General features: G+C 35.3%; 27 protein-coding genes. 11 read left to right on the forward strand and 16 right to left on the reverse strand.

Features of this window, described 5'->3' with window-relative positions; all coding sequences use genetic code 11:
* Window positions 1–8 precede the first annotated feature (8 nt).
* Window positions 9–521: a hypothetical protein gene (locus tag MMB69_RS12415; RefSeq protein ID WP_277447808.1), complete on the forward strand. Its 513-nt coding sequence runs from the start codon at window positions 9–11 to the stop codon at window positions 519–521.
* Between the two features lie 47 nt (window positions 522–568).
* Here MMB69_RS12415 and MMB69_RS12420 read toward each other — a convergent pair whose 3' ends face one another.
* Complete coding sequence (locus MMB69_RS12420) at window positions 569–1300, reverse strand: suppressor of fused domain protein (RefSeq protein ID WP_277447809.1); 732 nt, start codon at window positions 1298–1300, stop codon at window positions 569–571.
* A gap of 227 nt (window positions 1301–1527) precedes the next feature.
* On the opposite strand from MMB69_RS12420, the gene MMB69_RS12425 reads away from it, so the two are divergent.
* The 6 genes from MMB69_RS12425 to mbcS all read left to right on the forward strand — a co-directional run bounded on the left by MMB69_RS12425 (window position 1528) and on the right by mbcS (window position 7644).
* The gene (locus MMB69_RS12425) at window positions 1528–1896 is read left to right on the forward strand and encodes a DUF2750 domain-containing protein (protein WP_269870698.1); all 369 of its coding nucleotides are present in this window, start codon (window positions 1528–1530) and stop codon (window positions 1894–1896) included.
* Between the two features lie 42 nt (window positions 1897–1938).
* A complete protein-coding gene (locus MMB69_RS12430) occupies window positions 1939–2757 on the forward strand; it encodes a TetR family transcriptional regulator (protein WP_277447810.1) in 819 nt (272 codons plus the stop codon).
* A gap of 43 nt (window positions 2758–2800) precedes the next feature.
* Window positions 2801–3031 (forward strand): WapI family immunity protein, encoded by a 231-nt coding sequence (locus MMB69_RS27300; RefSeq protein ID WP_443701444.1) that lies wholly within the window; start codon window positions 2801–2803, stop codon window positions 3029–3031.
* A gap of 35 nt (window positions 3032–3066) precedes the next feature.
* A complete protein-coding gene (locus tag MMB69_RS12435) occupies window positions 3067–3747 on the forward strand; it encodes an immunity protein Imm33 domain-containing protein (protein WP_277447811.1) in 681 nt (226 codons plus the stop codon).
* Window positions 3748–5208: 1461 nt separating this feature from the next.
* Entirely contained in the window at window positions 5209–5907 is a 699-nt protein-coding gene (locus tag MMB69_RS12440) for a hypothetical protein (RefSeq protein ID WP_025751830.1), read from the forward strand.
* Window positions 5908–6063: 156 nt separating this feature from the next.
* Entirely contained in the window at window positions 6064–7644 is a 1581-nt protein-coding gene (mbcS, locus tag MMB69_RS12445; protein WP_277447812.1) for an acyl-CoA synthetase MbcS, read from the forward strand.
* Window positions 7645–7688: 44 nt separating this feature from the next.
* Here the strand turns inward: mbcS and MMB69_RS12450 are convergent, their stop codons facing one another.
* Window positions 7689–8651: a VanW family protein gene (locus MMB69_RS12450; protein WP_221783332.1), complete on the reverse strand. Its 963-nt coding sequence runs from the start codon at window positions 8649–8651 to the stop codon at window positions 7689–7691.
* A 400-nt stretch (window positions 8652–9051) separates the two neighbouring features.
* On the opposite strand from MMB69_RS12450, the gene MMB69_RS12455 reads away from it, so the two are divergent.
* Window positions 9052–9510 (forward strand): MarR family winged helix-turn-helix transcriptional regulator, encoded by a 459-nt coding sequence (locus MMB69_RS12455; RefSeq protein WP_013057155.1) that lies wholly within the window; start codon window positions 9052–9054, stop codon window positions 9508–9510.
* A 36-nt stretch (window positions 9511–9546) separates the two neighbouring features.
* Here MMB69_RS12455 and MMB69_RS12460 read toward each other — a convergent pair whose 3' ends face one another.
* Complete coding sequence (locus MMB69_RS12460) at window positions 9547–11058, reverse strand: class I adenylate-forming enzyme family protein (protein ID WP_221783330.1); 1512 nt, start codon at window positions 11056–11058, stop codon at window positions 9547–9549.
* Between the two features lie 411 nt (window positions 11059–11469).
* Between MMB69_RS12460 and MMB69_RS12465 the strand changes: the two genes are divergently transcribed.
* The gene (locus tag MMB69_RS12465; RefSeq protein ID WP_014459986.1) at window positions 11470–12114 is read left to right on the forward strand and encodes an SDR family oxidoreductase; all 645 of its coding nucleotides are present in this window, start codon (window positions 11470–11472) and stop codon (window positions 12112–12114) included.
* Between the two features lie 35 nt (window positions 12115–12149).
* Here MMB69_RS12465 and MMB69_RS12470 read toward each other — a convergent pair whose 3' ends face one another.
* From MMB69_RS12470 to MMB69_RS12530, 13 genes are all read right to left on the reverse strand, one after another.
* Entirely contained in the window at window positions 12150–12770 is a 621-nt protein-coding gene (locus MMB69_RS12470) for an NUDIX hydrolase (protein ID WP_277447813.1), read from the reverse strand.
* Between the two features lie 176 nt (window positions 12771–12946).
* On the reverse strand, window positions 12947–13222 hold the full coding sequence (locus tag MMB69_RS12475) for a hypothetical protein (RefSeq protein ID WP_014459988.1): 276 nt from the start codon (window positions 13220–13222) through the stop codon (window positions 12947–12949).
* Between the two features lie 196 nt (window positions 13223–13418).
* Window positions 13419–13844 carry a 3-hydroxyacyl-ACP dehydratase FabZ gene (gene fabZ / locus MMB69_RS12480; RefSeq protein WP_277447814.1) on the reverse strand — a complete coding sequence of 142 codons (426 nt, stop codon included), beginning with the start codon at window positions 13842–13844 and terminating at the stop codon, window positions 13419–13421.
* Between the two features lie 18 nt (window positions 13845–13862).
* A complete protein-coding gene (locus tag MMB69_RS12485; protein WP_277447815.1) occupies window positions 13863–14669 on the reverse strand; it encodes a cobalamin-binding protein in 807 nt (268 codons plus the stop codon).
* A 100-nt stretch (window positions 14670–14769) separates the two neighbouring features.
* A complete protein-coding gene (locus MMB69_RS12490) occupies window positions 14770–15048 on the reverse strand; it encodes a hypothetical protein (RefSeq protein WP_013083263.1) in 279 nt (92 codons plus the stop codon).
* 15 nt (window positions 15049–15063) lie between these two features.
* Window positions 15064–15249 (reverse strand): hypothetical protein, encoded by a 186-nt coding sequence (locus MMB69_RS12495; RefSeq protein WP_277447816.1) that lies wholly within the window; start codon window positions 15247–15249, stop codon window positions 15064–15066.
* A 133-nt stretch (window positions 15250–15382) separates the two neighbouring features.
* Complete coding sequence (locus tag MMB69_RS12500; protein ID WP_013057146.1) at window positions 15383–15598, reverse strand: DUF378 domain-containing protein; 216 nt, start codon at window positions 15596–15598, stop codon at window positions 15383–15385.
* A 133-nt stretch (window positions 15599–15731) separates the two neighbouring features.
* Window positions 15732–16205: a DinB family protein gene (locus tag MMB69_RS12505; RefSeq protein WP_277447817.1), complete on the reverse strand. Its 474-nt coding sequence runs from the start codon at window positions 16203–16205 to the stop codon at window positions 15732–15734.
* A gap of 431 nt (window positions 16206–16636) precedes the next feature.
* Window positions 16637–17452, reverse strand: a complete 816-nt coding sequence (locus tag MMB69_RS12510) for a protein-glutamine gamma-glutamyltransferase (RefSeq protein ID WP_013057144.1) — start codon at window positions 17450–17452, stop codon at window positions 16637–16639.
* Between the two features lie 238 nt (window positions 17453–17690).
* Window positions 17691–17909: a hypothetical protein gene (locus tag MMB69_RS12515; protein WP_277447818.1), complete on the reverse strand. Its 219-nt coding sequence runs from the start codon at window positions 17907–17909 to the stop codon at window positions 17691–17693.
* A 95-nt stretch (window positions 17910–18004) separates the two neighbouring features.
* Entirely contained in the window at window positions 18005–18214 is a 210-nt protein-coding gene (locus tag MMB69_RS12520) for a hypothetical protein (RefSeq protein ID WP_221783314.1), read from the reverse strand.
* A 344-nt stretch (window positions 18215–18558) separates the two neighbouring features.
* A complete protein-coding gene (locus tag MMB69_RS12525) occupies window positions 18559–18972 on the reverse strand; it encodes a hypothetical protein (RefSeq protein WP_221783312.1) in 414 nt (137 codons plus the stop codon).
* 832 nt (window positions 18973–19804) lie between these two features.
* Complete coding sequence (locus tag MMB69_RS12530) at window positions 19805–20230, reverse strand: hypothetical protein (RefSeq protein WP_277447819.1); 426 nt, start codon at window positions 20228–20230, stop codon at window positions 19805–19807.
* 123 nt (window positions 20231–20353) lie between these two features.
* On the opposite strand from MMB69_RS12530, the gene MMB69_RS12535 reads away from it, so the two are divergent.
* On the forward strand, window positions 20354–20854 hold the full coding sequence (locus MMB69_RS12535) for a hypothetical protein (RefSeq protein WP_221783310.1): 501 nt from the start codon (window positions 20354–20356) through the stop codon (window positions 20852–20854).
* A gap of 46 nt (window positions 20855–20900) precedes the next feature.
* Window positions 20901–21365 carry a hypothetical protein gene (locus tag MMB69_RS12540; RefSeq protein WP_277447820.1) on the forward strand — a complete coding sequence of 155 codons (465 nt, stop codon included), beginning with the start codon at window positions 20901–20903 and terminating at the stop codon, window positions 21363–21365.
* Window positions 21366–21401: the final 36 nt, after the last annotated feature.

Here is a 21401-nt window from a genome sequence, read left to right on the forward strand (position 1 = left end):
TTGAACTTGTGAAAGTGGATGTATCGATTGTTACGGATAAACGTTTAGTTGGTTCAACCATTATCACAGAAGGGAAAGACAAAGGAAAAGAGCTCGTGCCTACTAGTTTATATTACGAAATCGACTTAAAAAACACAGGTGAAAAACGCGTTGGGAAAGAACATCCGGACAAAGGAATTGAAATAGAAATTCAGCCTCATATACCATTAAAAAATGCACTAGAAGAGAGCGTTGGCTTCAATGTATTTAATCCTGATGATAATCAAGATAGGTCTGGACTGGGATATGGTTTTTCTTCTCCTAGCATTCTCGAATATAATGAACAAGGAAATTTTACTTTGAATTATGATTTAGGGTTTAAGGGTTCAACTAATAAAGAGCAAGCTTCTCCTTTGAAAGCATCTGACCAACAGTTAAAAAAGCTAGAACCACAACTTTTAGATGGAGTTTTAGTTGTCAAGCAAGAAAAACAGGTGTTAGCCAAATTTGATATGAAAACTAAAAAGAGAATTGAAAAATAATAAACAACGGTAACATGGTAAAAGCCTACTTAACTAAGTAGGCTTTTTTAGAACCACATTTTTTTACATACGTTTTTACGATGAATGTCATATATTTGGCTGATGCCGTGTTTATCAAATTTATCAAGTAGCTTATCAGTTCCACGCTTCATTTTATAGTTCATTTCACTTTCGTAAAGAGGAAGTACATTATAGAACTCAACATCTTTTCCATCACGGATATGAACGCTCCAGGCTTCTTCTTCAGTTAGTGGAGGGAGTAAAAGAGAAGCACAAAGCTCTGTATTAGAGCTAAATGGTTTAATTGGGTTGTCATTTTGAATCGTGTGGCCAAACCCTACCCATGTATCTAATTCATGCGGGAAGCGAGCTAAAAATTTTAAATTTTCAATTGGCCAATATATTTCTTCTTGCTTAAATCCTTCTTCTGAAAGGTCCCATTCAGGTGGTAAAAAACAAAGGAGTTCAGCATAGCGACCACCTTCGACCTCTGGCGGAGTATTCATTGCCTTATCACTCATTCCTTGAGTAATAAGCGTATGGTAAGGACGTTCTTCACTAGGTGCAATATGATAGACATCTACGTGTACAAGATGAGACATAATTTCATGATAGACCATATAAATAGGTCCAAAATAACGTTCAATATGAGCTTCCATAATCTCTCTTGCTTCTTCATCTATGTCAACATTTGGATCAAAATCCTTTCCTGAACCTTTATGAGTGTACAAAACATCCCCTGATTCTGTGTATTCATATTTATCTTCATTGTTTGACATGCTTCTAATTCCTTTCTATCTAGTAATTAGATAAACCATCTATTTTAAAAGGTAAATAACTTATTTTGATGATAACCTATGATAGACTTATATTACCATAATCACCTAAATAAAGTTAGTTAGGATCATTCAGTTAAAGCAGGAGGGCAGTGGCAGCAGAAAGTAATTAAAACTATCAGGGATATTTTATTGCATAAAAACATAACAAGAAAACGAGGAGATTAGCAATGGAACTCGATCTAACTGTAAATTCCAAAAGACGCTACGCAAATTTTGTTAAAAGAGTTTCAGAAAGTAAGGTAGTTTTGGGGTTGAAAAGCGAATATGGCTGGTGCGTCTGTGAATCAAATGAATATGAAGAGACAGCCGTTATGCTTTTTTGGTCGGATGAAGCATATGCAAAGCAATGTGCAGTAGAAGAATGGTCACACTATAAACCAACGTCTATAGCGTTGGAGGAATTTATGAATAATTGGATATACGGAATGCATAACGACGATTTGTTAGTTGGCGTTAACTGGAATGCCAAGTTAATTGGGTTAGAAGTTGAACCGTATGATTTATTGAACGAATTAGAAGACCTGTTAGAAAAATAATAACATTACTTTTCTTTTTTATAATATAAGGGGTGACCGAATTTGAACATTGAAGCGGCGACTATTTTTAGTATTGAACCTGATGACACTGATTTAACTATTATTGATGCAGATTATAGAGATGACTATGGACTAGTCTTAGTTCAAAAACGTCACAATAAATTCGAATTGATTGTAAATGGCACGACTCTTTATACATGTTTAAAAATAAATTATCCTTTTGTCAGATGGATTAATCATAAGCATTTTTTGATAATGAATGCCAGAACCAAGGGAGAAAAGCACAATTTGTTTATTATGAACATTGATGGAGAAGTCATTCGGTCATTCTACTGTGGAGATGCTGTACAAGACGTAGCGGTTAGTAAAGAAGGAATATGGTGCAGCTATTTTGACGAAGGCGTTTTTGGTGAAGGAATATCAACGGAAGGGTTAGTACTGTTTGATAATACAGGCTCGCCAACTTTTCAATATCATTCTCATTTACCAGATGCTCCATCCATTGCAGATTGTTATGCAATTTGCAATGGTAAAAATGCGACACTTTGGTTATATCCATATACAGATTTTGAGTTAATTCAAGTCAATCCCGAGAAAAATTCCTTCATTGTACATCAAACTCCTGAAACGTTACATGGATCACAAGCGATAAGTATTAGAGGAGAATATAGCTATTTTTACAGCCCATACAATAAGGAAGGAACTTTATACAGTTGGCAATCAGGAGAGAGTAGTACTAAAAAAATAGGTAAGTTAAGCGGGACCCTTAGAGGGCTAGATACAAGGCAAAAAGCTCATTTTATAGGGATTGAGGAAAAGAACATAAAAGTTTACACCATCATGAACCCCAAAGAGTATTAAAACATAAAACATAAATAAAGTATTATTTTAATGAGTTAAAGAAATTCTCAGCTTTAAAGCAGAAAAAGTAATTTTTGAACCAACTGAACTTTATTTTGGTTTTACACTGACTATAAATAGAAGAAAAAACGTTAGTGTAGATGGGTTTATCCAGTATCCTACCGGCTGGGGAACAGAACTAAAGTTTGAATTTAAAACAGATTTAACTTACATAGATTCGTTTATTCAAGGGTTAGAATCTATTTTAACTCAGTATCCAATTAAAGAAATTTAAATTAAATTATATAAATCAAAGAGGTAATGTATTTTATGAAAAGATGGTGCAAAAAACATTCTACTAATAAAAAAATTGAGGATAATACACCTTGGCAATTAGATAATGTTTACAAAAGAAACAAAGAATCTCCTTATACATTTTACAAGCCAAGCAAAGCGGTGATGGATAAATTAAAAGCGGGAGACTTAGTGAAGTTAACTTTCTTTAGTGATTCAGATACAGATGGTTACAAAGGAGAAAGAATGTGGGTAGAAATTACGGATAGAAATAAAGAGAACTTTGTTGGAAAGCTTGATAATGAACCTTATCATTTAAAGAGCTTAAAATTTGGTCAAACCTTGCATTTTGGCACTGAACATATTTGTGATACTGAATATGAAGACGATGAGGCTATAAAAATGGACTATTACTTGAATACCCTCGTAACGGTTAGCAATGATGTTTTAGAAAGAAACGAGTTTAATTTTCTGTTAAAGGATAAACCAAATGAACCGAATGATTCAGGATGGGTTATCTTTAGCGGATACGAAGAAGACGAGTTCAACAGTAATCCAGATAATTTTCAAATTGTAGCTCTAGGAGTTGTTTTAAATGTTGATGACTCAATTTTAGCTTTTATACATGAATCACCGCTATGTGCTTACGAAAGAAATGAGTTTGGGCAATTTGATAAAATTCACGACTACGATTGGGAAACGTACCTTAGTGAGTGAAGGCTTGCAACTAGTAACTTGTAAAGTTTGTATTACAAGCGGATGGAGGGGAAGAAGTTGTTCTTTTTCCCTTTTTTTTGCGCTTCTACATCAAATCAACTAATATCACACTGATTCATAGCTACTTTAAACTTGTGATACAAAATTGTAAGATACGTACTGGCGTATTCAGGCGATTGTGGTTAAGCGAGCGGTCATTTTAACCATTTCTAAGATATAATCCATAGCATAGCTTGTACATATTTCAAACTCATTTGACTTTAAAAGCATCATTCAGTCGATTTTTAAGAGTTCTGTTTACAGCCCCAAATTAAAATCATGAGAGTAAAACCAGATGACTTGAAAACAAACCTACACACTTTGAAGAAAAAGCAAAAGGTGATAGACATTCCAAGGATCTAAGAGCAAGGGAGACCCCAACGATTTTATTTCTTTTTCTAGTTTACATAATATATATTCTAGGAACCAATAGGTAAAACATAAATTCCGTCTCATTAAAAAAGTATACTTATGATAGTGAGACGGAATTTAAAAATGAGATAGGGTTTATATTTATATCAATCGACTCACTAAACTAATTATCCATAAGATTTGTTCTAATTGAACAATTATAGATATAATTTTATGGAAATACATATGAATTTCACCAGTTTAGTTTTAGGATTGATCAGCTCGGTTTATGTTTAGATTATATTTAGAGATTTTGAAAAATGAATGAGTTTACTTATAGAAATTAAATTTTACACTCATACATTTTTTCTCATCGTATTCTCAATGAACCCTTTGCAAAACGATGAAATCTGTTTGCGTTTAATATCTTAAGGATTTATTTGCTACTGAACGTATATTTTTCATTTAGTACATATGTTTGCATTAAATGGATTTTTATTCATTGATAAAAGTCAAAACCTCGCATTTTCTGTAATAAAATACATTGGTTAGTATTTTTATTCCGTAAGATTCTGTGTTAAAATCACAACAAACCCCTTTCTTATCAGCTTTTTAGTGATTTTAGTTGTAGTTTCCTTTTTCATCGGGTATAATATTAAACAAATAGATGACGGTATAAATTGGATGTTATTATCCAGTTTTAAAGGAGCGATACTCATGAACATTACAATTTATTATGGAAATCATGAAGATAAAACAATTCACACAATGGATTGTCACGTAGATATCGATTTAGATGATGAAGATATGGTAGCTTTAATAGAAGCTCGTTAATGAATATATAAAAGGCTGTGGATGCTTTTCATCTGCAGCCTTTTATTTTTTGCTCCCCCTCTTCTTTTCCATCTTTTAATGACCGCTACGTTTTAAGATCATTAGCTACTTTTATTATAAAATTTCAAATTCTCCGTTAACTTCTCTTTACTTTTCGACACATTTTTTGTATCATTAAATAAGAACGTATGTTCGTTTTATTTTTATCGTATTGATGATCACAAGGAGTGTTTTTGAATGACGGTACGAAAAAGAAAAAGAAAGAAGCTCCCTCCTACCCTATCCAACACTGGCTTTATTGGAGCAACGTTTGCTGATACAGATGAATTAGCGCGTAACGAATATCACTTTCCTCGTAAACAGATGAAAATTACCCATCATGTTTTAGATGCTTTGCTTCAAGGGGCAACGCATTTATTTCAACAGCATAAAGTTGAAGCCGCTATCTCATGCGTGTATCTTCCTAAGTACAAGAAGATTGGTTTAGTCCTTTCTAAACAGCCTTTTGGCCGCAATGAAGGCATTGGGTATTTTATTAATTACTTAAAGGAAATCGGACATATTGAGTGGGATGAAAAAACGAAAGACTACGAAATACATAATACGAGTTTTATCGGCGTGGTATTTGCAGACCTAGAAAAAATTGCTAAGTTCACTTTCGATTTTGAGCTGGAATTGCTGTCAAAGTTCGTCAAAGACTTAATTATTCCCGCTAAAGAGCTGTTCTTGCAGCATAATGTAAAAGCGTATCTCTCAGGCGTTGAAAATGAAGACCAGCATAAAGTAGGGTTTGTTTTATCCATCAAGCCCTATGATGAACGTAAGGAAGCAGACTTATATTTTGTGGAGTATTTAAAAGAACGTGGTTTATACGAAGAGGACGAGTCTGAAGAAGAGCTAGTACCTATTCATACAAAATGGAGCTTATTTAAATAACATACGTTATACCCGCTGTCTTAATAAGATAAGCGGGTCTTTTTTTGCTTTTTTACTAAAACCCAAAACAAATTAGTAGCAAGTACTAATAGTTAGTAATATAATAATAGTAATGATAAAAAATCATTGATATCTATAATATAAGGAGTCGTTTTTATGATTCAACTAAAAGATTTAGTTCCAGGTGAACATTACAACTTAACAGAGGAAATTGAAAAACATGCATCCGATCAGCTTGCGCTAAAGTGGCAGGACGCTGACGGTGTGCGTGAGGAAATTACATATAACGAGCTGTTAGCAAAAGCAAATAAGGTGGCAAACGGGTTAACGGAGCTAGGATTAACAAAAGGCGATCATGTTTTGGTTATTGCACCTCGCCTTATTGAATCGTATGCTATTTACTTAGCATGCTTAAAAGCAGGTATTATTGTAATTCCTTCTTCAGAACTATTACGCGCAAAAGATATCCTATATCGTTTACATCACGCTGAAGCAAAAGCGATTATTTCTTACCATCCTTTCTGCAATGAGATCGATAAGATTGAAAACTTCCCTACTTCTCTACAACATAAAATTACGTTTGGTGCTGATGTTACGTCATGGACGCGCTTAGAGTCACTTACGGCGGATGCATCAGAACAGTTCCAAGCAGCTAAAACAACTAAAGATGATACGGCATTCCTTCCTTATACATCTGGTACAACAGGACAGCCAAAAGGCGTTGTTCATACTCATGGATGGGCTTATGCTCACCTTCGTATCGCTGCTGCTGAATGGTTAGATATTAAAAAAGGCGATACGGTCTGGGCAACAGCAGGTCCTGGTTGGCAAAAATGGATTTGGACTCCGTTTTTATCTGTACTTGGACAAGGTGCAACGGGCATTATCTATAACGGACGTTTTGAACCTAAAAAGTTTTTAGAAATTTTACAGGATGAAAAAGTAAACGTACTGTGCTGCACGCCAACAGAGTATCGCTTTATGGCTAAAATTGATGAGCATGAACGTTTTGACTTGTCTCACCTTCATAGCGCTGTCTCTGCGGGAGAGCCGCTAAACGAAGAAGTGATTAATGTGTTTAAAAAATACTTTAATATTCAAGTTCGTGATGGATACGGCCAAACGGAGAATACTCTTTTAATCGGTACCTTAAAAGGTGTAAAAACGAAGATTGGTTCAATGGGTAAACCGATGCTTGAAGGGTTTGTAGAAATCATTGATGAAGACGGGGAACCTTGTGAGCCTGGAGAAGTTGGAGACATTGCCGTTCGTAGAGACCTCCCTTCCCTTTTCAAACATTATTATAAAGATATGGAGCGCACTGAGAAAACGTATAAAGGAAACTACTATTTAACAGGTGACCGCGCTTCTAAAGATGAAGAGAACTATTACTGGTTCCAAGGACGCGGAGATGATATTATTATCAGTTCTGGCTATACAATTGGGCCATTTGAAGTTGAAGATGCGTTAATTAAGCATCCAGCGGTGAAAGAATGTGCCGTTGTAGCTAGCCCAGATGCTGATCGCGGCCATGTTGTAAAAGCGTATGTTGTTCTTGTCGATCATGCAAAAACAACAGATGCAGGGTTTATTAAAGAGCTGCAAAATCACGTAAAGGCTCTAACTGCCCCTTACAAGTATCCTCGCGTAATTGAATTTATTGATGAATTGCCAAAAACTAATTCAGGTAAAATTCGACGTGTGGAACTTCGTGAACGCGAGCAACAAAAAGCATAATAAATGAAAAAAAGACGTATCTGTTTAGGATACGTCTTTTTTTATTAGATAGCACGCTGTGAAGTACGAACATCTACCGTTAAAACACCGGTATTTACGTTTGCATATGCTTTAATGATGACAGGGTAATCTTTGTTGTTTGTGAACTTAAAATCAGGTCCTCCCCACGATACGGTTGCATCTCTTCCTGCAGGTACATAACCTACATGTTTTGAATGGTGAGACCTAGCTGTCACTTGAAGACCAGCGCCGTCAATCGCATTAAATAGCGTAGAAGATGTTTGGCAGATCCCTCCGCCAATTCCCATCACCAGCTGTTTGTTGATAATTTCAGGAGCAGGCTGATAGCCTCTTTCTGCTGTGCGCTCCCCAACTGTTTGATTATAAGAAAATGAATCTCCTGGACCTAATACAACGTTATTAATTGCTTCTGCTGATAGCTGAACATTTCTGTTTCGACTTGTATCACTTGGACGAAAACGGGTAGAATACGAAGCTAGCGATACATCAGCGATCCCTTTAGCAGATGCTGCTGTGACGTTTGGAGCGGTTTCATAAATCGGAACCTTGACATCCAATTGTTTCGTATTTAAGTTCTGCAGATTTTCAACAAGCTCTGCTTCTTTTAAAATGATTTGTTTGGATCCGCCAGTTAACGCTCCATTTGCGTCCATCTTTATGTTTTGCATAGGCGTATCAATTCCTTTTGCCATCTCAGACGCTAACTGTTTAATTTCTTGATCATACACGTCTTTATCCTTGTAATGGACTGGTTTGAATTCTTTCATTACTTGTCCTGTGCGGGAATCTTTTAACTGATACGTCAGGTCTTCAACTTTAAGGACTGGCTTTTTCTTTTTCTCAGCCTTTTTTTCTGCTTTTTTAGCCGCTTGTTTTTGTTCTACTGCAGCTGTTTGCTTTGCAGAATGATTTGTATACACGCTGTACGCAATAAACGCACTAACAATTGTCGCGCCAAGTAAAAGCGCCCCTAAGACTTTCTTCATGTAATTGAATCCCCCCATATCTCGGCTTTACCTCAATATGTTTTTTCTATAAAAATATGTATACATTCATTTTATACAAACATCGTCCCAACGACGATATGTCAAAGTGAATAATCACCATTTTTTATATTTTTTTCTTTGTTCAACACATGAGGTAAAGCGGAATGATGTTCATAGACCCCATTTTTTCTTATGAACTCAATAGAAAACAAATGTTGTATGCGTTTCCTGTTATTACTATTCTTATATATAATAGCACGAAAACAAGGATTTTTTAACGAATTATGGTAATTATTTTAAAATTTTTCTGACAATTTTCGCGGTGTTGTTCATTTTTCTATGGGCATTATACATGGTATAATGGTAAAAATGGAATTTGTTTTATGAGGAGGATTTACGCTTGACTGAACGTTATAGCAAAGAAGAGATTAGTCATCAGCTAGAAAGTATAGATCATGTAAAAGAAGCTCTTTTAAAATATAAAAACACCGTAATCGGTGAGAAATATGATTTGCTTCCCTACCATTTAACTTCAACAAAAGAGGCAATCTTAAAGACCATTCACGATAAAAAAAGCTGTATTGTTAGCGATATCACAAAAGTACTTGGGCTCTCACCTGGTGCTATCACCATTGTATTAAATCAATTAGAAGATGATGAGCTTGTGAATCGTATATATAAAAAGCAAAACCGCCGAAGCGTGTGGGTAGAGTTGACGGAAAAAGGCGAAAAAGTTGTCGAAATATTGCAAGCTACTCGTGTCGATTTTTGGTCAGATTTACTTTCACACTTATCAGAAGAAGAAAGAGATCAATACTTTCACATTATGAAAAAAATATCTCAAAAATTACAGCAATAAATATAAAAAAAGCGGCTATAAAGGCCGCTTTTTTTATTATGCGTGTGCTAAGGCTTGTTTTTTCACTTCGTTTTTCAACACTTTTCCTACGCTGTTTTTAGGAAGTGATGAAACAAATACAACAGTTGGCACTTTATATGGTGCTAATCGTTCTTTACAGAAGTTCACTACATCTTCTTCAGTTAAAGCAGATGCTTGTTGTTTAACAACAAATGCATATGGAACTTCGCCGTACACATCATCAGGCATGCCGACAACTGTCGCTTCTAACACACCATCTGCTGCTAGGACAACTTCTTCTACTTGATCTGGGTAGATGTTGTCTCCTCCATATACAATTACATCTTTATAGCGTCCTTCAATGTAAAGAAATCCGTCTTCATCTAATCGACCTGCATCGCCCATCGCTAACCAGCCATCTTGTAAGACAGCGTTTGTTGCTTCTTCGTTTTGCCAGTAGCCTTTAAACAGATAAGGGCTTCGTACAAGTACTTCACCTTTTTCTCCAGTTGAAACTTCTTGACGTGTTTCGGGGTCTACAATTTTAACTTCCACATGTGGAGCAGGTTTTCCAGCAGAGCTTACTTTCTTCCATCCCATTTGAGGATGCCATGAACTGATAATCCAAGCTTCTGTGCTTCCATACCCTTGAGCTAAAATCATTCCGTTACGATCATATTGTTCAATTAAAGACTCTGATACTTTTGTTCCGCCTGACACAGCAAGTTTTAGAGGAAAATCATAGTGATCTCCTTTTTCAAGCTCTTCTACAATGTACTTTAATGCCGGTGGTAGTGCAAACAGCATTTTAATGTTTTCTTTTTCAATTACCTCAATTACTTTAGCTGGATCTGTTTCTTCAGAACATACCATTGTGTTTCCTGTGTTAATGCACATAAATAAAATGCTCATCGAACTCATGTGAAAGAATGGATGAACAAACAAATAACGCATGCTTTTATCAATATTTGCACGTTCTTCCTGTCCGCCAGAATTTAAAAAGGCACTTACTGATCCGTGTGCAATCATACATCCTTTTGACTTACCTGTTGTACCTGATGTGAACATCATCAATGCTAGATCTTCAGGAAGTACTTCAGGAAGTACTTCTGGTGTGTTTGTGTTATACGCTGAGAATTGAGTTGTAAATTCTTTTGCATCCTCAATTTTTAACGTAAAGCTAAGTTCATCCGTTTGTTCCGCTTTTTCTAATACAGACGTAAATTCATTGTGGTGGATAATCGCTTTTAACTGTCCGCTCGTAATAATGCTATCAAGCTCATAAGGTGTCATGCTTTTACTTAATGGAACAACGACTGCTCCCACTTGTAAAATCCCCATTGTAACGACTGGGTAAGCAATGCTTGTATGAGCTAAAATACCAATACGATCTCCTTTTTGAATTCCTTTCTCTAAGAAGTAATGAGACAATTGATTTACTTTTTCATGAAATTCATTAAATGTATAACGTTCATTATGTTCAACTAGTGCTTCATGTTGAGGAGAAATCTCTGCACGTTCTGCGACTAAGTATTGTAATGTGTTCATTTTATCCTCTCCTTTGTCCGCTCGGACTAAATATTTCGTTCATGAATATTTTAATGACTAAAACATAATAACAAAAAATTTTTCCGAAGTAAAAGTTTAAAATTATCAAAATGTGTTTATATAGGTTGTATCGGGAAATGTTAAAAGAGATACTGTTTTTAAGAAGTGTTGTATTACCAAGGGTTTGAGAAAATTTTACAAAATTTAAATAGTTCAGACACTGGGTTTAATGAACTATTTTTTTCCTTTTTTTGTTTGTAAATTAGTTTTTATTTCTTGTTTTTCATTTTTTTAATATATTTTCTTACTTTCCCCTTATTCACCGGATTTTGAGCTCATTTATTGAATGGAAACGGTGAATATGAAACAATAATATATAAGCATTTGGATTTGAAAGGAGCAAATTTAGACATGAAAGTTCTCGTAATTGGTGCGAATGGTCAAGTAGGCAAACATATTGTAAACATTTTGAATGAAAGTGATGTGCACACTGTACGTGCGATGGTTCGTAAAGAAGAACAAGCAAAAGAACTTGAGGCAAGAGGTATCGAAACGGCTTTTGCAAGCTTAGAAGGCACTGTACATGAAATTAAGGAAGTGATGAAAGGCTGTGACGCCGTTATCTTTAGCGCAGGATCAGGCGGGAATACAGGCCATGATAAGACACTTTTAATTGATTTAGATGGTGCGGTAAAAGCGATGGAAGCCGCAGAAGATTTAGGTATTAAACGATTTGTGATGGTAAGCGCACTTCAAGCACATCACCGTGAAAACTGGAATACTTCACTAATTCCTTACTATGTAGCCAAACATTATGCAGATAAAATCTTAGAAGCAAGCGGATTAACATATACAATTGTTCGACCAGGCGGATTGTTAAATGAACCAGGAACAGGACGTGTAGATGCTGGAGAGAACAAAGAGCGCGGATCAATTCCTCGTGAAGATGTAGCGCGTGTTGTAGTAGAAACATTAAGTGAAGATCATACATTCGGACGTTCTTTTGATTTAGTTTCAGGCGATACGCCTATCACAGAAGCTATTCAATCTATTTAATATAAAAAAAGCAGCGAATACGTATTCGCTGCTTTTTATTTATCATTTAATACATGTACTAAATGATAAATCACTTTTGCTGTCAGTCCCCATATGACTCGATCTTCATAGTAATAAAAATGTTCTTCCATCTCTCTTGTTTGCCAATTATAATTTTCACCACCAATAATCGCGTCATAAGGAAAATTATGTTCGGGTTCTACTCTGAAATGGATATTGTGTATATCAGGTTCGGTACGCTGAAAAAAAGAAAGAGGCACGGTAAATACTTCTGCTACTTCCGAAGGATTCGGTCGAAGTTCAAGCGACTCATCAATAAAACCTACATAAGGATAAATGATTGTTCCGAATTGAGAAACAATATAATCTAAAGCTTGTACGTGCTGAATAGATTGGGGCGTAATACCTAACTCCTCGGATGTTTCACGGATAGCCGTTTCTTTTTCGTCTGCATCCGTCTTCTCGACACGCCCTCCTGGAAAACAAATTTCTCCGGGCTGTCTTCGTAAATCGAGCGCTCTTACCTCAAATAAAACATGTAGTTCCCCTTGTTTTTCAATAAGCGGAACAAGAATGCCGAAGCGGGAGAACTGCTCCATCCCAAGGATTGTCGGCATCCGGTTTTTTAACTTAGCTATAATGCGGGATGCATCCATACGTCCACTTCCTTTCACAAAATGAATTATCAAAAGAATAGCGAGTTATAAGCTGCGATGTCAACTAACCTGCAAAAGAAAGCTGTTATCTTTATTATATGAAGAGATGTATCGAATTGACACTACAATTGATAAAAATATATAACATGAATATAAATAAAAACAGATAGCACCGGCTACCTGTCTTTTTGTCTTGTTTTTAACAACCCATAAATAAGTAAAAAGAATGCCACCACACTGATGAGCAATCCTCCTACTTGCTTATCAGTGAGTCCAAAACGAAGCTGAAGCCAAAAGATAACCAAGCAAATCAAAATGACGCTGGTAGCTAAATAAAAGTAAATGCTGTAGAAAAACGGATTCGTTCTTTTCCGTTTGTAGACAAGTAGTGAGATGCCTATATACGTACCCAATAGTGTGAGTAATACAACAACTTCCGTTAATGTTCTCACCGCATTCTCCCCTCTCCCTTTTTTCTTCTATACCCCGTTTCTTCTTTTATCAAAAGGTAAAAAGGTATTCATAAAAAACCGCTCTTACGACATACGGAGGTTTTCTCGCTACGCTTTATCCTGAATTATTTGCTTTTTTACATTGGTCGTTTTCATCTTGCTAACATCAGCTGTTTTTTTTACAAAGGCGTTTGTACTATACATCAAGAGCAAAGGTAATGACCGCTTCACATGCTAACTCGCTGTCTACAAATGCTTTGCCTTTTCCTCTTACAATCTTTCCGCGCTGCTTGAGAATCTCAAATTCTAAGCGAAGTGTATCTCCTGGCCTTACTTGACGCTTAAAACGGCATTCATCTATCCCTGCCAAAAAAGCAAGTCTTCCTTTTTGTTGATCATCCGCAGCCATAGCAAATCCACCAAGCTGAGCAAGAGCCTCGACAATAAGTACCCCTGGCATCACCATATAGTCCGGAAAGTGACCTTGGAAAAAAGGTTCATTTGCTGTTACTTGTTTAATTCCTATCGCAAGCTTTCCTTCTTCTTGCTCTAAGATGCGATCAACAAGTAAAAAAGGATAGCGGTGTTGAATGGTATGTTTTATTTGTTTTATATCTTTCATATGTATCGCTCCTTTTTCTTATAATAAGGGGTCCTTGCCGTCAAATGCAGGAAACGTATCTGGATGAAGAAGCGGCGCGAGTTTTTTTAATCCTAACAGCAACCGAGGTGAAGGCCGACAATACAGCCATTCTTCTAGTACATATACACGATGTTCTTTTATGGCAGACATGTCAGACCAGTTCGGTCTCTTGTGTAAAATCGTTGGATTCACTTTGTTTGTCTGTACGCCCACCCAAGCCAAACACACATGAAGTGGATTTCGTTTGAGCACTTCTTCCCAATCACTCTGTACATTTGCTTCTTTATGATCAGCAAATATATTTTCTCCTCCCGCTAACTCACTAATTTCAGTCAGCCAATTTGCTTTGCCAGGAGTAAAGACAGGTTTTGGCCACCATTCCCAGTATACAGTGGCTTTTTCGTCAATTTGATTTGCAATCCCTTTATATGTAGAAAGAAACTGATCATAACGCTTTAACAGTTCAGCTGCTTTTGTTTCAATGTTTAATCGCTGACCTAAATCCTGTAGATTTTGACGGATATCTTCTAGCGAATTAGGATTATATACGACATAAGGAAGCTTTCGCTTTTTTAGTTCTTCAATATTTCGCTCCATTCCAGGAACGCTTAGTGATGCTAGGACTAAATCGGGTTTAGCTTCTTCCACCCCATCCATATTAATAGATAAATCGGGACCTAAACGCGGCAGACCTCCAATAGACTGCGGCCAATCGGAATAATCATCTATTGCTACGAGCAAATGCTCACATTTTAAATACGCTATTAGTTCTGTATTGCTTGGACAAAGCGAAACAATTCGCATAGTTCCCCTCCTGCATTCATTTCTTTTTTTCTATTATACAATAGATCCAAATATAAAAAGCAGAGACTTTCACTGAAGTCCCTGCTTGTGGCGCTCTCTCTTATCCGCCCATCGCGTGATAAAAGAAGTAAAAGAAACCCAAACAGCCAAGTGAACTAATGCTTGTAGTTAAAATGCCGATTGAAAGCAACACCTGTCCGTCTTTTTTTTGTTTGTATCGCAGCATATAATAAAAAGCTAAACAAGTGCCAAGAAGTAAATAAATAGCCCATATGTAAGGTAGATTCTTTAGCTGAAAGATGTATCCTTGATTAAATAATAAACAGTAAATAAAAAAAAGATTTACGATAAAAAATATAGGAAGTACACTTTTCTTCATCTATTAAACCCTCTTCTATTCTTTATTTTCTGCTATAGTTGCCCTGTTTTGATTTCTCAGCTCATCACGTATTTCACGTAAATATTGATTTCTCTCTTTCATTTGCTTTAACACTATAACGATAACAGCTATAATTCCAGCAATGATTCCTATATAAAGAACTCCAAACACTAAGATAGGTACTATACCCCAAAGCTCCATCTCATTCCTCCTATTTTTTGGTTATTACATTATTTTACCGTATTTTGTAAGGATGTCACGTCTTTTATCCATGAAAAAGGGAGTTTGAATATACATTCAAACTCCCTAAAGAGATAATAAAAAATAATATTTATTATAGCGCTTTGCTTTTGACACTCGCTCCCGTTCCGAAGAACTTATCAAAAATTTGATAAAGAGCAGACAGGCCAACTAACCAATAAATCGTTGTTACTAACCAATCCCAAGAGCCAAATAGCTCTTCTACTACATTCACGCCTAATGCTACAGCTAACCAATTTAAACCGCCTAAAATCACAAGAAGAGTCGTTAAACCTGAAAGAAATTTCACGTTGTCACCTCCTTGCGAACTGCATTAGGAAAAGCAGCTCATGTTACATCTTATGCGCTGTATAGATTAGTATATGCATAGGCGCTATGTAAAATAGTTATAAAGAATATGTGATTTATTCTTTTTTATTTCCTTATTGTGCAGCTGCTGCTTTCCCAATTTGCTTAATCGTTTCTACATGCATCGCTTCGTGATAGAAACTGAATAAAAACGTTTCGCCAACTGTTGTAAAGTTGATACCCGCTTTATTTGTAAAAGGTGTGATTAACTGCTTATCAAACTGCCCCGGCATGAACTCTTTAATACGATGTGCTTGGTCTTTCAACACATTCGCAATTTCTTCAAGAGATGGAGCAGCCTCGTTCCAATCAGCAGGTTTTGTTCCGGCACCAAAAAAGCTTTCATAACTCTCTGGCGTTTGCATCGGTTCACCAGCTAAGCCAAACACAAGCTTTTCTTGAATAAAAGCAATGTGTCCAAGATTCCAGCGGATATTGTTATTGAATCCTTTTGGTGTGATGTCCGCTGCCTCTTCTGTTGTTTTTTCGAGGATATTGATCGTAATTCCTCTTACAACGTCCATATGTTTTAAAATCATGTTTTCCATCGTCTAATCTCTCCTTACGTTGTCGTATTAGATAAACTATTCAATGTCTATTGTGCACAAATTACCCCTTAAATGCCACTCATAACATTTAAAGCGTAAAATAAAAGAAAATCCAAAAGAAAATCCCCCTATATAAAAACTAGGGGGATGTTTTAAGCAGAAGACTTTAAATTTGAGACAGGTCCTTTGTTTGGCTTCGGTTTTAGCTGACCAAGCTTATTTTTCAGATAATCTTTTAATGCGCCGCGTTTTCTCTTGCGTCTTTTATCACGATTTTTAATAGTAATCTCCTCCTTTCCTTTTAGTTTTAAGACCTGCGTATTAAATGGATTCTTCTTTTATACATAAAATCCTTTTGAATTCTCAAATTTACCTTCATGTAATTCTTTCCTTTTTACAAAAAAAGACCAAAGTACCAAAACTTTGATCATTCAAGCTACATACGTAATCGATCCAATAGTGGAAATAATAGCGCTGTTTCTGTCGTACCAAACAACAGGTTCGTATCTAACCGCAAAATAACTGAGGTGAGCGGTGTGAAGCCTAACAATTTCATCTGACAGGTAAGCTGATTGCTTTGCGTCGTCTTTTCTCTTTAAATTTAACACTTCAATAATTCTTTCCCGCGTCGTAATTCCAATTCCATGACCAAAATATAGAGTTTCATCTAATACAATGGTGTTTTCACCTTTCCACTGGGGAGTATCAGGGTTATAATCAGGGTTTTTAAAATACGCACAGTCTCCGGGCAAGTAGTCAGATCCTTTATAACCATGGAGCTCAAGATCTTCATCGTATTGCCAATCGTGTAAGTAAAGATCAGCAAAAAGTCTGTTAAAGTTTGCTTTTCCAATATTATTTAATACAGCTTTGTAAAAGATGATGATAACAGCCGTCGCGCACTCAAATGCGTATTCGTGTCCGTTGTAAAAAATATCATCGATGGCCTGATGAGGAGAAACGGTAGGCAGTAGCTGAAACCCTCCGTTATCGGTTCGTTTCCAATACTTTTCGTTGCACCTAGAACGTGCAAATGTAGCAAACCTAGCGCCGCTTTTGCGCAGCAACACAGACGATTCAATAATTTGTAATTTAACAGATACATCAAAATCAAGCTGGTCAAATGTAGCATACTCATACACTTCCCTATAGGCATCCATTTGTTTTAAAATGTCTGCTTTTTCTTTTGTTAACGAACTATTATTTAAATCGCTTATTTTCACAATTTGTTGGTTAACTTTAATCATAGACGTTCTCTCCTTTACAGAAAATGATATCAATCACCTTCTCTAACAGGATATTGATAAAAAATTATTTTGTGTATCTTCATTTATTTAAAATCATGAAGATTAGGAAAAACGATGAAAAAAGTAAGTTAACCGCTAATTTTTTCATTTGTTCCTTTTTGTCCTTTTGTCACCTTTTTAAATATAAAGCGAGCAACTAACAAGTACAGTGGTAACACAATAATGACGGCAATAACATTTAAAATCCAAGGTATTGTCCCCATAAAACGTTTGAAGATGCTTTATCATACCAGCTCACAATAATTATTAAAAAGACAACACTGGATATAAAAGTACTTATATATCCCTTCTTATAGTTTGTACTTCTCACAGCAACAACAAAGCCAATTACCAATGAAATGCCTGCTGCCATTAAGACAAAAATCAAAAATAAGTTTGCTACCTTTTGAACGTCCATTACTTCCCTCTTTCTTATAAAATTTTCACTCCAGAATCTTCGTTACGTCACTTATAAAAAAAGTAAATTTAAGTACTTTAAACTCCCTAAAACAATTAACGGCTTTTTCTAGATATAATTCCTGCAGTATTTTGATTAGCCGCTTCATTTTGTTTTTGATTGAAAGTTACTATTAAATTGTATATGAAAATCAACAAACCACATCCGACTATAACCCAGCGCATAATTCCTTGGAACGCAGAATTAAAAACGTTTGCTAAAGCTATTACAAGTCCTATTGACATGTTAAGATAATTCCAAAACAAGTAAATCGCTCCTCCTTAACCATTGCTTCTTCTTTTCTTAGTCCTTAATATAAATTCGTAGATGAACCAATAAATTAGAGGAAACAAAACAATAACGAGAAATCCGTTTTCAGCTGGTACATATTTGTAGATTAATAGCATAATAATTGCAAACACAAGGTAAGCTATCCAAAACCCTTTATCTCTTTTACGCACAATTAACACCTTCCTCTGAACGAGCACCTCGCATAACGTCTAACGTATTTTCTATATACACAACCGAATTCTTTCTTAAAAGTATATTATTAGCGGATGCCATACCAAGATAAGCCTAATTTTTAAGTCTAGGCTTATCTTGGTACTACCTATTTAGCAAGAAATACTTCTTCATTCACATTTTCAAAAAACGACTTTAACCTAGAAAAGTCTTCCTTGTTTCCCCGTGTAGAGAAAACTTCTTGCTCACTATGAACAACAACCATCGTAAGAGTTGATTTGAAAATTGTAAGGATTTGCTTTCCTGTTTTTATTTCTCTAATTTTATTAAATGGGATATGTAATACAATAGGTAGCTTAGAGAAAACTTCTCCGTAAAAAAGTAGGCTTTTTTCTGTATAAGCTAAAACACCTCGAATAGGTACAGAATTCCCATTTGGTACACCTACAAGTCCCGAAAACCCACTTTCACATTCATAGCAAGTTAAAATAGATTCTCTAATTTCTTCGTCGCTATCTATCTTTTCTTTAAACTCTTTAGTTGCTCTCTCTTTTAAACTCATACTATCCCCCCTATAGAAATTACTTCTTTTTAACCTACACCTAACTGAATTTTATAATAATTACACTTTTTTGTAAATTTCAGGTATCTGCCACCTAATTAATCTTTCTAGTTAAAAATAATTCATACAAAAAGGTGCTTGGATATTTAAATATCTAAGCACCTTTTTGTTAATCCCCCCAAACTCCAAAAACTTTATAGGAAGGATACGTTTTTGGAGATACAGGAGGTTTACTAAACGCGTAATCTTCTTCAATTTTTATATTAACAAATTATCATATTTTTATTTTACTTTTTTTCTAAATATGTTTTAATTATACACTAGTAACATCTTAATTTGATGCGTAAGAACTCTATCAGTTAAACCTGGTTATTTGTGTAACTACGCTCTTATAATTAAGAGAAAGGAAAATGCTAATGGCTTTCGTTAAAAAAATAAACATCTCGTCCGAAGCTAAATCAATGGGTATAGACTTCTATGTACCTTTTTTAATTATTTTAATTGCAATACTTTATACGTGCTTTTCCCCTGATCTAGAAAGTCTTCAATATATATCAAGAATAATAGAATTTGTTGTATGTCCTATAGCCGCTTGGTGGTCTGTATACTTATTTTTAGATCACTCTGGTGATAAAGATAAAACAGCTGAGTTAACACCTAACTCCTCGAGACCTATTTTGTCTTACGGCCTTATTAGAGTGACATCTTTCTTTCTTATTTTTCTTGCTGCATTTTTTGTATTGCTACTTGTTATTACATTAAGGTACCCGTATCCTTACATATCATTATTTAATTTAACTATTATTTATGTCCCTCAAACTGTGTTGTACTGTTACTTAGGATTTTTCCTTATGGTATTATCACGAAACATCGTTATTCCGCTATTGATTTTATTAACATATATAGCGGTCAAGTACTGGACTACAGGAGAGATTCCGCTATATAACGTAATGTCATTCTCTATAGATATGCAGTTGTATCCAAGGATTATCCCATTAGCTGTAAAGAATATTGCATTAGCTCTTGCTTTAGCGATTGCAGGACATTTCATTTTGGTCAGACGAAAGAAGATATAAATATTAGTATATACTAAAAAAGCTGAGCTCCTATTTACACTAGGTCTCAGCTTTTTTATTTCTTTTTGGGCTTCTTCTTGTTTTATATTTTTGGTAATTGATTCTTTTGAGGTACATCCCATTAAACTAAAAGCAACAGTTAGAACAGCTGCTCCTGCTGCTATCTTCCTTGAATTCTTCATTGTGAAGCTCCATTTCTTTGTTGTTTAACTTTTACATACTGAACAACTATATCACATAAATGGATTATTTTAACTATTTATATTAAGATTAAAATTAAAGAAATTAATAAAATGGGGGTTTGTATGAAAAAGTTATATTCTGCATTACTCGCGCCTCTACTGTCAGCCAGTATACTAACGGGTTGTTCAGAAATGAACGTAGACGGCAAAAAAGACGGAGAATTTTATTCGAGTGAAGATGAAGCTTTTGAAAATGCAAAAAAAGAGTCTACAGGAATACAAGATATTATCGGTGAAAGTAAATATGTAGATAACGAAAAGATTGTTATCTATACAATTAAAGAAAAATCAAATGTAGGTGTAGGAACAGCTACATTAACTCAAAAGGATCAAAAAATCCGTTGGTATTTTAATGGGAATCCAGCTATTATCAAACAATCAAAGGGAAATACAGATATCACTAGTGAAATAACGACTCCAAAAGGTGTAAAGTACGATTTTTATGCCGGTACCCCAACAAAATCAAATATGACAATTGAAACCCGTACCGATACTGAAGTAGTCCCTCATATTGATAAAGAATATGATATTTATTATTACCTCTCCCCTGTTCCAAGAAATTAAGCAGCAATTTTTTTTTTACTAGTCGCAACTAAGGGGGACATTATATATGAAAGTGTGTATAAAATTATCTCTATTTACGTTTATTATCGTTGGATTACTAGGGTGTATAGGCGAGGAATATGACTTCTCTCCCCCTACGGTTACATTATCGGCCAATGATGTTGTGGATGTTGAACTGAAAGAAACTAATGTAGATTGGCGCGGCGAAGAAGGAAAACAGTACAGAAAGGAAACAAATACAAGGAATGGTATAAATAGAGCTAAAAAGCAGCAACAGCTAGCTGTTGCCCCTGAAACACCAGGAAATTTAAGGTTTGACAGCAAAGATTTTCTTGTTAATGACATTAGTTCTTATATAATCAGCACTAGTAATGCGAAGCAAGATATTAGAATAAACGAACAAGATAGAACTTTTACGTTCCCAAGGAAAAAAGGGAATTATGTTTATGTGCTAGAACTTCAAACTGATAGAGGCTACGCACAATATGTAGGGAACGTTGTTGTTAAATAAATAACATAGAAATTAATAAACCCCAACCTCTACAAA

Source organism: Priestia sp. P5 (assembly GCF_029522155.1).
Classification (GTDB): Bacteria; Bacillota; Bacilli; order Bacillales; family Bacillaceae_H; genus Priestia; species Priestia megaterium_E.

Bases quoted from the DNA above. Each gene is read 5' to 3' on its own strand.
- MMB69_RS12465 (WP_014459986.1), top strand. From the start codon at position 11,470: ATGAAAGTTCTCGTAATTGGTGCGAATGGTCAAGTAGGCAAACATATT.
- MMB69_RS12440 (WP_025751830.1), top strand. From the start codon at position 5,209: ATGACGGTACGAAAAAGAAAAAGAAAGAAGCTCCCTCCTACCCTATCC.
- MMB69_RS12540 (WP_277447820.1), top strand. From the start codon at position 20,901: ATGAAAGTGTGTATAAAATTATCTCTATTTACGTTTATTATCGTTGGA.
- MMB69_RS12490 (WP_013083263.1), bottom strand. From the start codon at position 15,048: ATGAAGAAAAGTGTACTTCCTATATTTTTTATCGTAAATCTTTTTTTT.
- MMB69_RS12535 (WP_221783310.1), top strand. From the start codon at position 20,354: ATGAAAAAGTTATATTCTGCATTACTCGCGCCTCTACTGTCAGCCAGT.
- MMB69_RS12515 (WP_277447818.1), bottom strand. From the start codon at position 17,909: ATGGACGTTCAAAAGGTAGCAAACTTATTTTTGATTTTTGTCTTAATG.
- mbcS (WP_277447812.1), top strand. From the start codon at position 6,064: ATGATTCAACTAAAAGATTTAGTTCCAGGTGAACATTACAACTTAACA.
- MMB69_RS12510 (WP_013057144.1), bottom strand. From the start codon at position 17,452: ATGATTAAAGTTAACCAACAAATTGTGAAAATAAGCGATTTAAATAAT.
- MMB69_RS12460 (WP_221783330.1), bottom strand. From the start codon at position 11,058: ATGAACACATTACAATACTTAGTCGCAGAACGTGCAGAGATTTCTCCT.
- MMB69_RS12525 (WP_221783312.1), bottom strand. From the start codon at position 18,972: ATGAGTTTAAAAGAGAGAGCAACTAAAGAGTTTAAAGAAAAGATAGAT.
- MMB69_RS12420 (WP_277447809.1), bottom strand. From the start codon at position 1,300: ATGTCAAACAATGAAGATAAATATGAATACACAGAATCAGGGGATGTT.
- fabZ (WP_277447814.1), bottom strand. From the start codon at position 13,844: ATGAAAGATATAAAACAAATAAAACATACCATTCAACACCGCTATCCT.
- MMB69_RS12485 (WP_277447815.1), bottom strand. From the start codon at position 14,669: ATGCGAATTGTTTCGCTTTGTCCAAGCAATACAGAACTAATAGCGTAT.
- MMB69_RS12450 (WP_221783332.1), bottom strand. From the start codon at position 8,651: ATGAAGAAAGTCTTAGGGGCGCTTTTACTTGGCGCGACAATTGTTAGT.
- MMB69_RS12425 (WP_269870698.1), top strand. From the start codon at position 1,528: ATGGAACTCGATCTAACTGTAAATTCCAAAAGACGCTACGCAAATTTT.
- MMB69_RS12470 (WP_277447813.1), bottom strand. From the start codon at position 12,770: ATGGATGCATCCCGCATTATAGCTAAGTTAAAAAACCGGATGCCGACA.
- MMB69_RS12505 (WP_277447817.1), bottom strand. From the start codon at position 16,205: ATGGAAAACATGATTTTAAAACATATGGACGTTGTAAGAGGAATTACG.
- MMB69_RS12530 (WP_277447819.1), bottom strand. From the start codon at position 20,230: ATGAAGAATTCAAGGAAGATAGCAGCAGGAGCAGCTGTTCTAACTGTT.
- MMB69_RS12495 (WP_277447816.1), bottom strand. From the start codon at position 15,249: ATGGAGCTTTGGGGTATAGTACCTATCTTAGTGTTTGGAGTTCTTTAT.
- MMB69_RS12435 (WP_277447811.1), top strand. From the start codon at position 3,067: ATGAAAAGATGGTGCAAAAAACATTCTACTAATAAAAAAATTGAGGAT.